The organism is Streptomyces sp. NPDC030165 (assembly GCF_055573595.1).
On sequence record NZ_JBVIBD010000019.1, the window covers coordinates 46,834 to 60,546 of the forward strand.

The window sequence follows — 13,713 nt, forward strand, 5'->3', positions numbered from 1 at the left end:
AAGGATCGGGGCACCGCTCGATCACCGCTCAGCGCGTGACGCCGGTTCCGCAGGCCGGACGGCCGCCCGGAGCCGTGCCTCCGCGCCCGCCCGAGTCACCGTTCCCGGTCGACTGCGTTCTCCTGTCCGCTTCTGTCGGGGCCCGCGCCCCTTCACCCGCCGCGAAGGATCCGCCCGTGTCCGCTGTGCCGGCCCCGTCCGCCGCTGTGCGCCTCCCGCGCACCGTGGTGGTGCGCCGTGCGCTGCTGGCGGGACTGTTCCTGGCGGGATTCGTGGCGCTGGGGTTCGCGTTCGGCGGCGGCGCGCACGCGGCGGACGGCCCAGCTGGTGCAGCACCGCAGCTCGGGGCAACGGCTCCGGCGCCCTCGACGGGCCCGGCGGCTTCGACGGCTTTCCGGACGCCGGTCAAGACATCAGCGAAGGCATCAGCGGCCGACGCCGGGCGGGAACTGAAGCGCGGCGGCGCGTCGGCCGTGGGCACGGTGGCCGGTACGCCGGCCGGCAAGGCCGTGCTGCCCGTCGCCGAGCGGACCGCCCCGGCTGCCGGGCAGGCCGCCGCGCCGGTCACCGAGCCGGTCACCGCGCCCGTACGGGACGTGGTGCGTGAGGTGCGTCAGATGGCCGACGCGGGCTCGCTGCCCGTGGAGCTGCCGGGCCGGATCCCCGGCGCTGACGGCAACGGCAACGAGGGCAACGGGCCGAGTGACGGGCGCGGCGAGCAGCCGGGCCAGGGAACCGGGCCGCAGCACGGCACCGGCCCGCGGCACGCCGGAGCCGGTGACCAGCGGGACCCCTCGCGCGTCAACGCGGCCGGCTGCGCGCCCGGTTCGGCACTGGGGGAGCTTCGGGGCGCGTCGCCGCGCACCGCACAGCACGCCGACCCGGCGTCGGAGCGGCAGCCGGGCCAGGGCCACGGTCTCCCGGGTCTCCCCGGCCCGTTCCCGCAGGGGCCCGCCTCGACGGCTTCGCACACCGCCGGTGACGGTCACGGCCCCCGCGGCGGGGACCAGTTCGCCGCCGTACCGGCGCATCCCGCGCACTTCGGGCTGGTGCCCGGAGGCGTCCTCGCGGCGGCCGAGCCGCCCACGCGGCAGCGTGCCGCCGACATCCTCGAATTCCCGGGCTAGGGCAGGCCTTCAGACCTCCAGCGTCTGAGATCACCGTCCGCAGACGACGCGTCTGCAACGGACCTGCCGCGCGGGGGCGGGACAGGTCTGCCCGTTCGAACCCCTGAATTCGAAGGACGTTTCACCATCATGCGTACGCACATCCGTCGTTCCATCGTCGTAGCCGCCGCCGCTTCCGGCCTGTGGGCCCTCGGTTCCGTCGCCGCCAACGCGGCCGACCTGCCCGGCACCGCCGACCTGCCCGCCGCCGGCGCGGTCACCGGCACGGTGCAGGACAAGCTGCCGGCCGGTGACGTGGCCGGTACCGCCAAGAAGACCGTCGACGGCGTGGCCGGCCAGGTCACCGGGCTCACCGGCGGCGACGTCCACACCCAGGACCTGCCCACCACCCCGAAGCTGCCCGCGACCGGCGACCTGGGCAAGGCCGCCGACCTGCCCAAGACCGGTGACCTGGGCAAGGCCACGGACCTGGGCAAGGCCACCGACCTGGGCAAGGCCACGGACCTGCCCAAGACCGCCGACCTGGGCAAGGCCACCGACCTCGCCAAGGCCACCGACCTCGACAACCCCACCGCCCAGCTCCCCACCGACGCCGCCCAGGGCGTCCTGGCCACCGCTCGTCCCGTCGTCGACAACACCACCGCCGATGTCCTGCCGCCCGTCGCCCAGCGTGTGGTCGGCAAGGCCGTGCCGGTCGCCCAGGGTGCGGTCGGCGGTGTCGGGCAGCTGGCCGGTGACGTGACCGGTCAGGCGACCCCGTTCGTGCGGGGTGTCGCCGGTGGTGCGCAGACCTTCGTGCAGGGTGTGGCCACGGACGCCACCCCCTTCGCGCAGGGCCTCGTCGGCACCGTCACGAACGACGCGTCGGGCATCGCCGGCAGCGCCACCGCGGGCGCGCAGGGCTTGCTCCCCGGCCAGACCGCGCCCACCGTGCCCGCCCTGCCCGCGGTGCCCGCCGACCTGACCGACCCCGCCAACATCCCGGCGCTGCCGACCCTCCCGGGCACGAAGACCCTCCCGGGCGCCACGACCCTGCCGGCCCTCCCGGCCCTCCCGGCCCTCCCGGCCCTCCCGGCCCTCCCGGCCCTCCCGGCCCTCCCGGTCCAGGGCGTCTGACCGTCACCGGCGGGCGGCCGGGCGTACGCACAGGGTGGTGTGCCGTAGGTCCGTACCGCCGGCCGTGAACGGCAGTGAGTGAGCAGCCGGGTGGCTTCCCTGGGGAGGGAGCCGCCCGGCTGCGCGCTGCGCGCGGGGCCGGTGGGGGCCGGCGGGGTCCGGCGGGCCCGGATGGACCGGCGACCCGCGTCCACCTGACGGCCACCCGCCGGCACCCCTGTGGCCCTGTGCGGTCTGTGACCGTTGTCTCTGTGACTGTTATCACCGCCGCAGTGTGATCTGCGATTTAGGGAGGCCGGTCCTGCGGGGATAACCTGCGAGACGGACATGCCGCGTACCGGCCACCGTGTACGCCTCCCTCAGTGACAGCGCAGTCACGTTGCCCTTCGCGGCACGCCCATGCAGACAACGAACCGCGATCACTACGGCGATTCTGAGTAGACAAGGGACGGACGCGCGTGGACCTGTTCGAGTACCAGGCGAGGGACCTCTTCGCCAAGCACGGTGTACCGGTGCTGGCCGGTGAAGTCATCGACACGCCTGAAGCGGCACGCGCGGCGACCGAGCGCCTCGGCGGCAAGTCCGTCGTCAAGGCGCAGGTGAAGGTCGGCGGCCGGGGCAAGGCCGGCGGCGTGAAGCTGGCGGCGACGCCGGACGAGGCCGTCGCCCGCGCGACGGACATCCTCGGCATGGACATCAAGGGCCACACGGTCCACAAGGTGATGATCGCCGAGCTGTCCCCGGAGATCGAGGCGGAGTACTACGTCTCGTACCTCCTCGACCGCACCAACCGCACCTTCCTGGCCATGGCCTCGGTGCAGGGCGGCATGGACATCGAGGAGGTCGCGGAGAAGACCCCCGAGGCCCTCGCGAAGGTCCCGGTCAACGCCGTCGAAGGCGTGGACATCGAGAAGGCCCGCGAGATCGTGGCCCAGGCGAAGTTCCCGGCCGAGGTGGCCGAGGGTGTCGCCGAGGCCATGGTGACCCTGTGGAAGACCTTCGTCGCCGAGGACGCGCTCCTCGTCGAGGTCAACCCGCTGGTGAAGACCAAGGACGGCCGCATCCTGGCCCTGGACGGCAAGGTCTCGCTCGACGAGAACGCCGCCTTCCGCCAGCCCGACCACGAGGCCCTGGAGGACAAGGCCGCGGCCAACCCGCTCGAGGCCGCCGCCAAGGCCAAGGACCTCAACTACGTCAAGCTCGACGGTGAGGTCGGCATCATCGGCAACGGCGCGGGTCTCGTCATGAGCACCCTGGACGTCGTCGCGTACGCCGGTGAGAAGCACGACAACGTCAAGCCCGCCAACTTCCTCGACATCGGCGGCGGCGCCTCCGCCGAGGTCATGGCGAACGGCCTGGAGATCATCCTCGGCGACCCGGACGTCAAGTCCGTGTTCGTCAACGTCTTCGGTGGCATCACCGCCTGCGACGAGGTCGCCAACGGCATCGTCCAGGCCCTGGAGCTGCTCAAGTCCAAGGGTGAGGACGTCACCAAGCCGCTGGTCGTCCGCCTGGACGGCAACAACGCGGAGCTGGGTCGCAAGATCCTGAGCGACGCCAACCACCCGCTGGTCCAGCGTGTGGACACCATGGACGGCGCGGCCGACAAGGCCGCCGAGCTCGCCGCGGCTGCGAAGTAAGGGATAGAGGGACTCAGACCACCATGGCTATCTTCCTCACCAAGGACAGCAAGGTCATCGTCCAGGGCATGACCGGTGCCACGGGCATGAAGCACACCAAGCTCATGCTGGGCGACGGCACCAACATCGTCGGCGGCGTGAACCCGCGCAAGGCGGGCACCGAGGTCGACTTCGACGGGACCTCCGTACCCGTCTTCGGCTCGGTCGCCGAGGCGATGGAGAAGACCGGCGCCGATGTGTCCGTCATCTTCGTGCCGCCGAAGTTCGCCAAGGCCGCCGTCGTCGAGGCGATCGACGCCGAGATCGGCCTGGCCGTCGTGATCACCGAGGGCATCGCCGTGCACGACTCGGCCGCCTTCTGGGCGTACGCGTCGAGCAAGGGCAACAAGACCCGCATCATCGGCCCGAACTGCCCCGGCCTGATCACCCCCGGCCAGTCCAACGCCGGCATCATCCCGGGCGACATCACCAAGCCCGGCAAGATCGGTCTGGTGTCGAAGTCCGGCACGCTGACCTACCAGATGATGTACGAGCTGCGCGACATCGGCTTCACCTCGGCCGTCGGCATCGGTGGCGACCCGGTCATCGGCACCACCCACATCGACGCCCTGGAGGCCTTCGAGGCCGACCCGGAGACCGAGCTGATCGTCATGATCGGTGAGATCGGCGGCGACGCCGAGGAGCGTGCGGCCGACTTCATCAAGGCCAACGTCACCAAGCCGGTCGTCGGCTACGTCGCGGGCTTCACCGCGCCCGAGGGCAAGACCATGGGCCACGCCGGCGCCATCGTCTCCGGCTCCTCCGGCACCGCTCAGGCGAAGAAGGAGGCCCTGGAGGCCGCCGGCGTCAAGGTCGGCAAGACCCCGTCGGAGACCGCGCGCCTGGCGCGCGAGATCCTCGTCGGCTGATCGCGCCACGCGTCGGACGCGGGCCCGTACCCCTCTGGGGTGCGGGCCCGCGCCGTTTGTACGGCCAGAGGGCCGGGGCCTGTGCCTTTGCGCGGCCACGGGGCTGGGGGCCCGCGCCTTTCGTACGACCGAGGGAGTGGGGTCTGCGCCTGTGCACGGTGCCTGGGGGCATGGGGCGAGCCGCCGTCCCCCCTCCCGGTCACCGCGCCTCCGGGGCGATCAGCCCCGCCCGGTCCGGCCGGACCGGGCGTACCGCCTTCCGGCGCGCCGGACCGGCGGCTGCGGCCTGCCGGGCGCGGGCGGACTGCACCTGCTCCGTACGGGAACCCTGGCGCTCCGTACGGGGCCCCTGGGCCTTCGCGCCGGGCGTCGGGGACGCGGACGCGGCCGGGGGGCCGGCCACGGGGCGGCCGGGCAGGGTGCCCGCCTCGTTGACGAGGGTGAAGGCCGTCGCCGCCGCGATGACGGCCGTGAGCCCGAACGCGCCCTGCGTCATCCGGCTGACCGTCCGCTCGCCGCCCGCACGTACGGCCTTGGCGGCCGGCGGTGCCACCGGATGCACGGCGGCCAGCCCGGCCAGCCGTTCGCGCAGGATCTCTCTCTGGCGTACCGGCGTCTCGGCCGCCAGGCCGAACGCCGGCACCCGCTCGGCGATGGCCCGGCGCGCGTGCAGCAGCCGCCCGGCCGTCGCGGGCGTACTGGCCTCCACCTCGGCCGCCGTCTCGCTCAGGCCCAGGCCGAGTCCGTCGTGCAGGAGCAGTGCCCGCCGGTAGGCAGTAGGCAGGCTGAGTACGGCGTCCCGCAGCGCGCGCTGCGGGGGAGTGACGGGCGGTGCGGCGGGCACCTTGGGTGTCGGCCGCTGCCCGGACCGCAGGTTGGGGCGCATACGGTGCCAGGGCGACAGCGCGTACTCGTGCACCATGGCCCGCACCCGGCCTGCCGGGTCGGGATCGACCGCCACCTCGGGCCAGCGCTGCCAGGCCGCCTGGAACGACCGTTCGACGGCTTCCTGGGAGAGGTGGGGAAGGCCGGTGAGCACGATCGCCTGGCGGGTGAGGTCGGGGGCGAGCCGCGCGTACAGGACGTCGAAGGCGGCTGCGGGGGTGAGGCGCGGGGGCTCGTCGGTCACTGATGTGCCGTCAGGCTCGGCGCCCGTGGCCCCTCCTGACGAGGTGTCGGCAGCTGCCGCCGGCGTCGTATCGGCAGCCTTGCCCGTGCTTCCCGTGCTTCCGGACCGGCCTGGGCGCACGGTGCGGCCGGGGCGTCCGGTGCGGCCCGGGCGTCCGGCGCGTCTCGGCGACATGAAAAGGTGCATAAACATATATTGGGCGACACGTCCGGCAATTGCCTGCTCCCTGGTGAAAACGTGTGTTGTTGGCAGCATGGCGGGGTGAGCCAATTGACCGACCGCGGCCCGACGTTGTCGTCGCGCGGCCGGGCCTCCACCCAGCGGTCCTCCGCGCTCGGCACCGCCTTTCTCGGCGGAGTGCTGGCGGCGGGGCTCGGGCTCGGGGCCTTCGCCGTCGCGGTACTGCTGCTCTGGGTGGCCTCCCCGTACCCGGACAGCGAACCGTCGCGTGCCCTGCACCTCGCCGCCGACCTGTGGTTCCTCGCGCACGGCAGTGACCTCGTACGGGCCGCGGCGGCCTCCGGCGACGCGTCGCCCGTAGCCGTGACGCCGTTGCTCCTGATGGCCCTGCCCCTCTGGCTGCTGTACCGGTCCGGCCGGCACATCCTCGAATCCCCTCCGCAGCCCGCCCACCCCCCGAAGCCCGCCAGCCCCAGCCTCCTCCACCCCGAGGACATCGACCCCGAGCCCACGCCCCGCCTCCTCCTCGGCTGGCTGCTGGCGGGGTACCTGGCCGTCGCGGGCGCCGCCCTGCTGTACGCCTCGGGAGGCCCGCTGTACGTCGAACCGCTCAGCGCCCTGCTGTACGTACCGGCGGTCGCCGTCGTCACCCTGGCCGTGGCGGCGTGGCGCAGTCTCGGCCCGGCCGCCTTCGTCCCGCTGCCCGACCCGGTCGAGCGGGCCCTAGACCGGCTTCCGGAGGGGCTGCGGGCCTCCCTGGAGGGCCGCCGGCCGGCCGTCGCTGTGCGCGCCGGCGCCGCGGCCGTCCTGGTGCTGCTGCTGTGCGGTGCGCTGCTGGTGCTCCTCGCGCTCGGCTGGCACGCGCCCGCGGTCAGGTCCGAGTTCCTCGCCCTCACCCACGACTGGGCGGGCCGGTGCACCGTGCTGCTGCTCAGCCTCGTACTGCTGCCGAACGCCGTCGTGTGGGGCCTGGCATACGGGCTCGGCCCCGGCTTCACGCTCGGCGCCGGCAGCACGGTGGGCCCGCTCGCCGCCACCGGGCACCCGGACCTGCCGCCCTTCCCGCTCTTCGGCATGGTCCCGGAGGCGGGTGGCACCGGGCCGCTGTACTGGCTGACCGCCGCCGTGCCGCTTGCCGTCGGGGTGACGCTGGCCCGGTACGCCGCGCTGCCCGCGAAGGCGTACGCGGCCGCCTCACGCGCCGGCATCCGGACCGGGGCCGGGTCGGGGGCCGGGCCCGGTACCGGAACAGACGCCACGCCTGCGGCACCGCCGTCGGACGCCGAACCGCCGTCGGACGCCGCACCGCCGTCGGACGCCGCACCGGCGGCCGGCGCGGAGTGGACCGGCTGGCGCGAGACGGCCGCGGCCGCCGGGCTCGCGGCGCTCGGCTGCGCGGTGCTGTCGGCGCTGCTCGCCGGACTGGCGGGTGGTGCGCTGGGCAGCGCGGCACTGGCCGGCTTCGGGCCCAGCTGGTGGCAGACGGGGCTGGCGGCGCTGGCCTGGACGGTGCTCATCGGCGTTCCGGGCGCTCTCGTAGCGCGCGCCTGGTGGCTGCGTGGTGTGCCGCGTCCGCCGAAGCCCGTGCGGAAGCCGCGCGAGAAGCTCCGCAAGCGGCTGTGGCGCGGTGTGAAACGGCTCACCCTGGTGGTCCTCCGTGCCACTGGTCGGTGGACGTGGGCCGCGTGCCGCTTCTGCTGGACGGCGCTGCGGCGTACGGCCGGCCGTGCCCGACGCCGGTTCCGACGGCGTACGACGACCCGTCCCCCACGGCGATCGCACCGGCGTACGACCGCCCGTCCCCTCCGGAACCCCTTCCGGAAACCCCTCCGGCGTCCTGCCCTGCCTGGCCGCCACCGCGCCGGCCCGTACACAACCCCGAGCCCGCCCCCGAGCCCCCACACATCTCCGCCCACGCCCCGCACAGCCCCGCCTGCCCCCTGGCACGACGCCAGCACCCGACGGGCCCGCTGGTCGGCGCTGCGGGCCTCCTCCGGCGGCCTGATGACCGACTTCGAACCCGCCGCGCCACCCCACGAGGAAGCCCCCGGCAGTCCCTCGGCCTCCTGAAACACCTCAGCCGCCGGCCCTGAGGGCGGCGGCTGAGACGGAGGGCGTTCGCGAGTTGCCTGATCACTCCTGCTGAGCGCTGAGGAGCGGCCGCAGCTGCTCGGGCAGCAGCTTTTCGCAGGAGTGCTGGGCGGACCGGGTCAGCGCGTCGTTCACGCACGTGAAGTAGTCGCGGTAGACGAGCTGGATGGTGAAGGTGGCCGCCACCATGGCCAGGGCCAGCGAGGCGGTGACCAGGCCGGCCACCGCGGCGGTCGTCTGCGGGCGGGTGGAGGCGGAAGCCGGAGCGCGGCCCGTGGCGGCGGCGTCGGAGTCCGTACGGGACGGGGCCTGGCCCGAGACGTCGGCGGCCGTGGCGCGCGCGCCGCCGGACCGTGTGCCGCTGCCCGTACGCGCGGGCTTGGCGCGCAGGGAGCTGATGCCCCAGTACAGGGCGAGGGCCGCCAGCAGCAGCGCGATCTCCGGCAGGTTGAACAGGACGAAGAAGAAGCCCCACATGCCGGCGAGCAGCGCATAGCGTGCGCGGCGCTGTGCGGGGTCGGTCGGGTCCCAGCGCAGCCCGCCGGGGCCTCCGGGGCCGCCCTGGCCGCCCGGCCCCTGCTGGCCGCCGCGGCCGCCCTGCCGCGTACCGAAGCCGCCGCCCTGGCGGCCCGGCTGGCGGCTGCTCCACTGGTTCCCCCAGGAGGGCTGCTGCCGGTCGCCGGAACCGTCCTGGTCGCCGCCCTGGTCCTGCCCGTGCCGGCGGGGCTGCCAGGGCTGGTCGGGAGCGTCGGCGGGCGGCGGCGCGAACGGGTTGTCGCGGTCCCGCCCGTCCTGTCCGCCTCCCTCGCGCCCGTCCTGGCCCGAGGGGTGGGAATGGGCGCGCTCCCTGGCCGGACCACCGGAGTCCCCGGCCCCCGAGGAGCCCGAGGGCTCCGGGGCGTCGGACGCCCCCGACGCACCGGAGGAGCCGGACGAGCCCGACGAATCCGGAGCGCCCGTGGAGTCGGAGGACGGCTTGCGCTCGCGCAGCAGCACCGCCCCGGGCGCGGTGGCGGGCTGGGGGCACCTCCCAGCGGTGGCTGCGGGAGGGAGGAGGAGGGCCGCGCGGCGGCGTCGGTCCGGCATCTGGAGTGTGTCTTCCCCTTGTCTCGTCCGTACGTCCGACGGGTGGGCCGGGCGGGCGGATACCACGAACAGCGTGCGTTCTCACGCCCGACGCTACCTCTCGCGTGCGCCCCCGTCCCGTGGGGGCCGCGCGGTGTGCCGGTATCGTTGCTGACGGTCGGCGCCTTCGTAGGGTTCCCCGGTTTTCGGCTACCCATGGTTTTGTACGACCGCACAACACCGCACACCGCCGTACAGCAGCACCGCGCGAGAAAGAGCCCCGCCGTGGCCTCCGCTTCTTCTTCACCCGCCGATCCCGCCGTTCCCGCCGCTTCCCCGGCCCGCGTCGTCGTGCTCGTCTCCGGTTCCGGTACGAACCTGCAGGCGCTCCTCGACGCCGTCGCCGCCGGGGGAGCCGCCGCGTACGGGGCCGAGGTGGTCGCGGTCGGCGCCGACCGCGACGGCATCGCCGGACTGGAGCGCGCCGAGCGGGCCGGGCTGCCGGTCTTCGTGTGCCGGGTCAGGGACCACGCCGACCGGGCCGCCTGGGACCGGGCGCTGGCCGAGGCCGTCGCCGCGTACGAGCCGGACCTCGTCGTCTCGGCCGGTTTCATGAAGATCCTGGGCGCGGAGTTCCTCGCCCGCCACGGCGGCCGGATCATCAACACGCATCCGGCCCTGCTGCCGAGTTTTCCCGGTGCCCACGGCGTACGCGAGGCCCTCGCGTACGGCGCCAAGGTCACCGGGTGCACCGTCCACTTCGTCGACGACGGCGTCGACACAGGCCCGGTCATCGCCCAGGGCGTGGTCGAGATCCGGGACGAGGACGACGAATCCGCGCTGCACGAGCGCATCAAGGAAGTCGAGCGCAAGCTGCTCGTCGAGGTCGTGGGGCTGCTGGCCCGGCACGGCTACCGCATTGAGGGACGAAAGGTATTGATCCCGTGACCGCCGAAGCAACGAAGCGGCCCGTACGCCGGGCGCTGGTCAGCGTCTATGACAAGACGGGCCTCGAAGAACTGGCCCAGGGGCTGCACGCGGCGGGCGTCCGGCTCGTCTCGACCGGCTCGACGGCCGCGAAGATCGCGGCGGCGGGCGTCCCGGTGACCAAGGTCGAGGAGCTGACCGGCTTCCCGGAGTGCCTGGACGGCCGGGTCAAGACGCTGCACCCGAAGGTGCATGCGGGCATCCTCGCCGACCTGCGGCTGGCGGACCACCGGCGGCAGCTCGACGAGCTGGGTGTGGAGCCGTTCGACCTGGTGGTCGTCAACCTCTACCCGTTCAGCGAGACGGTGGCCTCCGGAGCCGAACCGGACGCGTGCGTGGAGCAGATCGACATCGGCGGTCCCTCGATGGTGCGCGCCGCCGCCAAGAACCACCCCTCGGTCGCCGTCGTCGTCAACCCGGACCGCTACGCGGACGTGCTGAAGGCGGTCGCGGACGGCGGCTTCGGACTGGAGGAGCGCCGGCGGCTGGCGGCCGAGGCGTTCCGGCACACCGCCGAGTACGACGTGGCGGTGGCCTCCTGGTTCGCGGGTGACTACGCGGGTGACGGCGGCGAGTTCCCCGGCTTCCTCGGCGTCACGTACGAGCGCAAGAACGTGCTGCGCTACGGCGAGAACCCGCACCAGGCGGCCGCGCTCTACACGGGCGGCTGCGGCGGCCTTGCGGAGGCCGAGCAGCTGCACGGCAAGGAGATGTCGTACAACAACTACACGGACACCGACGCCGCGCGCCGGGCCGCGTACGACCACGCCGAGCCCTGCGTGGCCATCATCAAGCACGCCAACCCGTGCGGCATCGCGGTCGGTACGGACGTCGCCGAGGCGCACCGCAAGGCGCACGCCTGCGACTCGCTGTCCGCCTTCGGCGGCGTCATCGCCGTGAACCGCCCGGTGTCCGTGGCGATGGCCGAGCAGGTCGCGGAGATCTTCACCGAGGTCATCGTCGCCCCGGACTACGAGGACGGCGCGGTCGACGTGCTGGCCCGTAAGAAGAACATCCGGGTGCTGCGCTGCCCGGAGGGCCCGCAGCCGCCCGCCGAGTTCAAGCCCATCGACGGCGGCGGCCTGGCCCAGGTCAAGGACGTCCTCCAGGCCGAGGGCGACGACCCGGCCAACTGGACGCTGGCGGCCGGCGAGCCGCTGGGCGAAGCCGAGCTGGCGGAACTGGCCTTCGCCTGGCGGGCGTCGCGCGCCGTGAAGTCCAACGCGATCCTGCTCGCCAAGGACGGCGCCACGGTCGGCGTCGGCATGGGACAGGTCAACCGCGTGGACTCGGCGAAGCTGGCCGTGCAGCGGGCCGGCGAGGAGCGGGCGCGCGGCTCCTACGCGGCCTCCGACGCGTTCTTCCCGTTCCCGGACGGCCTGGAGGTGCTGCTGGAGGCGGGCGTCAAGGCGGTCGCGCAGCCCGGCGGTTCGGTCCGTGACGAGCAGGTGATCGAGGCGGCGAAGGCCGCGGGCGTGACGATGTACCTGACCGGGACCCGGCACTTCTTCCACTGAGTCCGGGCTCACGCAGCCGAAAGGCCCGTCTCCCGCGGCGTGTGCGGGGGGCGGGCCTTTTCGCGTGCCTGACTGCCGGGCCTCGGATGCGGCCCCTCAGTACCGGGGACGCATGAACCACGCCTGGCTCTCCTGCTTCGCCGCGAAGACGATGACGAGGATCGACAGCACGAAGTTCGGGATGCCGTAGAGGCCGAGGGCGAACGGAATGCTGCACAGCACCGATACGGACCCGAAGATGATGCTGCCGACGCGGATGCCGTTGCCGCCCTTGGCGTACTGGAGTCCCAGCACCAGCGCGATCGCCGCGTAGGCCGCCTGGAGGATCATGACGACGATCAGCGCGCCCTTGCCGACGGCGAACATGCTCGCGGTGTCCCCGCCGAGACCGTTGTAGTTCGCCGAGGCGCTGCTCACCTGGTTCAGGGCCACGGTCACCCCGATGATGCCGAGGACGCCCGTCGCGGCCAGGATGAAGAGCATGACCCGGGCGGCCTTGGTGCTGCTGGGCATCTGGTGCGGCGCGGGTATGCCGGGCATCCCGCCGGGGCCCATGGGCTGGGCGGGGAACGGCGCGTACTGCTGCGGCTGTACCGGCTGCATCGGCTGCTGCTGCGGGTAGCCGTACTGGGGCGGCGGCGGGCCCTGGGGCTGGCCCTGCGGCGGCCCGTAGGGGTTGGGCTGGTTCGGGTAGCTCACGAGCGGTGTCCTTCGAGCGGTGTGACCTGGTGTCAGCCGGTGCTGCACGGTTCCGGCGGTCCCGGGTGATGTAAGAGATCGGTAAGAGCCTACGGGGCGGCGAAGGCCCCCTCGCGCCATTTTGCGCGAGGGGGCCCGGGGCCGGATGAGCTGCCGTACGCAGGCCTACTGAGTACGGATGACCACCGTGCTGACGATCTTGTCAGCGAAGGTCTGGGACTTCTCGTCCCACAGCGGCCACCAGTAGCCGAGGCCGCACAGCGGACCGTCCACCACGTGGCAGATCTTGCGGCCGAAGGCCAGGCCGAAGCCGAGCGGCTGCCCGGTCGCCTCGCGCACGACGCGGATGCCCAGGGCCTTCTTGCCCGGGGTCTGGCCGGTGGAGCCTTCCTTGGCGACCATGAAGATCCAGCCGGCGAGGGCGAACAGAGCACCGAGCGCGATGAGGATGATCGCGAAGGCGGGGGTGCCGACCGAGTCGTTGGCGTTGTCGTAAGCGTTCTGGATGCACTGGTAGTCGGTGCCGCAGTACGACGTGTCCGGGATCGAGACGCTCGTATTGGCGGCGGCCACGATCATTCCGACGACGTACAGGATCGTCGGGAGCAGGCCGAAGATCAGCCCGTCGAGCAGCGCCGCACCCACCCGCGCGCCCCAGCTCGCGAAGGCCACCGGCCCGCCCATGCCCGGCATTCCGGGCTGCTGGCCGTACGGGGCGCCCTGCTGCGGGTAGCCGTACGCCTGCTGCTGGGGCACCTGCGGCGGCTGGCCGTACGGGGCCTGCGGCTGCGGCGGGGCCTGCTGCGGGTAGCCGTAGCCCGGCTGGGGCTGTGCCTGCTGCGGGTAGCCGTACCCCGGCTGGGCCTGCGGCGCCTGGGGCGGCTGGCCGTACGGCGCCTGCGGCTGCTGGCCGTACGGGCCGGGCTGCCCCTGAGGCTGGCCGTAGGGGTTGTTCGGGTCGCCAAAGCTCATTGGCTGGTTTCCTCCGTTGTTGTTTCAGTGGGGGACGACAGGGCGTACTCGGAGGAAAGCTTGGAACAGTGGCCCGCCCCCCGATGATGCCTGCGGCACTGAACGGCAATCTTTCTAGTTGCGCAATATTCTTGTCCAGTCAAGGGGGGCAGGTGTTGTGCAAGTGCAATGATCGATTCCGCAATTGCATTTCGGTCATCTCCGGTCATCGCTCTTGCCGGCGGCCATAGCGCGCCCCGATAGCCCGCCCTGATTGGAACGGGAGTGGCTTCATCCGGGAGG

Annotated in this window: 11 protein-coding genes; 7 read left to right on the forward strand and 4 right to left on the reverse strand. The window is 73.2% G+C overall.

The window, feature by feature from the left end; translation table 11 throughout:
* Positions 1-176: 176 nt before the first annotated feature.
* The 4 genes from ACZ4Z1_RS30340 to sucD all read left to right on the forward strand — a co-directional run bounded on the left by ACZ4Z1_RS30340 (position 177) and on the right by sucD (position 4,791).
* On the forward strand, positions 177-1,127 hold the full coding sequence (locus tag ACZ4Z1_RS30340) for a hypothetical protein (RefSeq protein ID WP_468489842.1): 951 nt from the start codon (positions 177-179) through the stop codon (positions 1,125-1,127).
* Positions 1,128-1,256: 129 nt separating this feature from the next.
* Positions 1,257-2,243, forward strand: a complete 987-nt coding sequence (locus ACZ4Z1_RS30345) for a hypothetical protein (protein WP_468489843.1) — start codon at positions 1,257-1,259, stop codon at positions 2,241-2,243.
* 458 nt (positions 2,244-2,701) lie between these two features.
* On the forward strand, positions 2,702-3,883 hold the full coding sequence (gene sucC / locus ACZ4Z1_RS30350; protein WP_468489844.1) for an ADP-forming succinate--CoA ligase subunit beta: 1,182 nt from the start codon (positions 2,702-2,704) through the stop codon (positions 3,881-3,883).
* 23 nt (positions 3,884-3,906) lie between these two features.
* On the forward strand, positions 3,907-4,791 hold the full coding sequence (sucD, locus tag ACZ4Z1_RS30355; protein WP_003986215.1) for a succinate--CoA ligase subunit alpha: 885 nt from the start codon (positions 3,907-3,909) through the stop codon (positions 4,789-4,791).
* A gap of 199 nt (positions 4,792-4,990) precedes the next feature.
* On the opposite strand, the gene ACZ4Z1_RS30360 is transcribed toward sucD, so the two are convergent.
* The gene (locus tag ACZ4Z1_RS30360) at positions 4,991-5,920 is read right to left on the reverse strand and encodes a SigE family RNA polymerase sigma factor (RefSeq protein WP_468489845.1); all 930 of its coding nucleotides are present in this window, start codon (positions 5,918-5,920) and stop codon (positions 4,991-4,993) included.
* 261 nt (positions 5,921-6,181) lie between these two features.
* Here ACZ4Z1_RS30360 and ACZ4Z1_RS30365 point away from each other — a divergent pair, with 261 nt between their 5' ends.
* The gene (locus ACZ4Z1_RS30365) at positions 6,182-8,170 is read left to right on the forward strand and encodes a cell division protein PerM (protein ID WP_468489846.1); all 1,989 of its coding nucleotides are present in this window, start codon (positions 6,182-6,184) and stop codon (positions 8,168-8,170) included.
* A gap of 63 nt (positions 8,171-8,233) precedes the next feature.
* On the opposite strand, the gene ACZ4Z1_RS30370 is transcribed toward ACZ4Z1_RS30365, so the two are convergent.
* A complete protein-coding gene (locus tag ACZ4Z1_RS30370) occupies positions 8,234-9,277 on the reverse strand; it encodes a hypothetical protein (RefSeq protein ID WP_468489847.1) in 1,044 nt (347 codons plus the stop codon).
* A 264-nt stretch (positions 9,278-9,541) separates the two neighbouring features.
* Here ACZ4Z1_RS30370 and purN point away from each other — a divergent pair, with 264 nt between their 5' ends.
* Positions 9,542-10,204: a phosphoribosylglycinamide formyltransferase gene (gene purN, locus ACZ4Z1_RS30375; protein WP_468489848.1), complete on the forward strand. Its 663-nt coding sequence runs from the start codon at positions 9,542-9,544 to the stop codon at positions 10,202-10,204.
* Complete coding sequence (gene purH / locus ACZ4Z1_RS30380) at positions 10,201-11,760, forward strand: bifunctional phosphoribosylaminoimidazolecarboxamide formyltransferase/IMP cyclohydrolase (RefSeq protein WP_468489849.1); 1,560 nt, start codon at positions 10,201-10,203, stop codon at positions 11,758-11,760. The genes purN and purH overlap by 4 nt, the downstream gene beginning before the upstream one ends.
* A gap of 96 nt (positions 11,761-11,856) precedes the next feature.
* On the opposite strand, the gene ACZ4Z1_RS30385 is transcribed toward purH, so the two are convergent.
* Together ACZ4Z1_RS30385 and ACZ4Z1_RS30390 are read right to left on the reverse strand one after the other, a co-directional pair.
* Positions 11,857-12,459, reverse strand: a complete 603-nt coding sequence (locus tag ACZ4Z1_RS30385) for a hypothetical protein (RefSeq protein WP_468489850.1) — start codon at positions 12,457-12,459, stop codon at positions 11,857-11,859.
* Positions 12,460-12,624: 165 nt separating this feature from the next.
* A complete protein-coding gene (locus ACZ4Z1_RS30390) occupies positions 12,625-13,431 on the reverse strand; it encodes an RDD family protein (protein WP_468489851.1) in 807 nt (268 codons plus the stop codon).
* Positions 13,432-13,713: the final 282 nt, after the last annotated feature.

Excerpts from the sequence above, each read along its gene's own strand:
- ACZ4Z1_RS30345 (WP_468489843.1), top strand. The coding sequence starts at position 1,257 with ATGCGTACGCACATCCGTCGTTCCATCGTCGTAGCCGCCGCCGCTTCC.
- sucD (WP_003986215.1), top strand. The coding sequence starts at position 3,907 with ATGGCTATCTTCCTCACCAAGGACAGCAAGGTCATCGTCCAGGGCATG.
- ACZ4Z1_RS30370 (WP_468489847.1), bottom strand. The coding sequence starts at position 9,277 with ATGCCGGACCGACGCCGCCGCGCGGCCCTCCTCCTCCCTCCCGCAGCC.
- ACZ4Z1_RS30390 (WP_468489851.1), bottom strand. The coding sequence starts at position 13,431 with ATGAGCTTTGGCGACCCGAACAACCCCTACGGCCAGCCTCAGGGGCAG.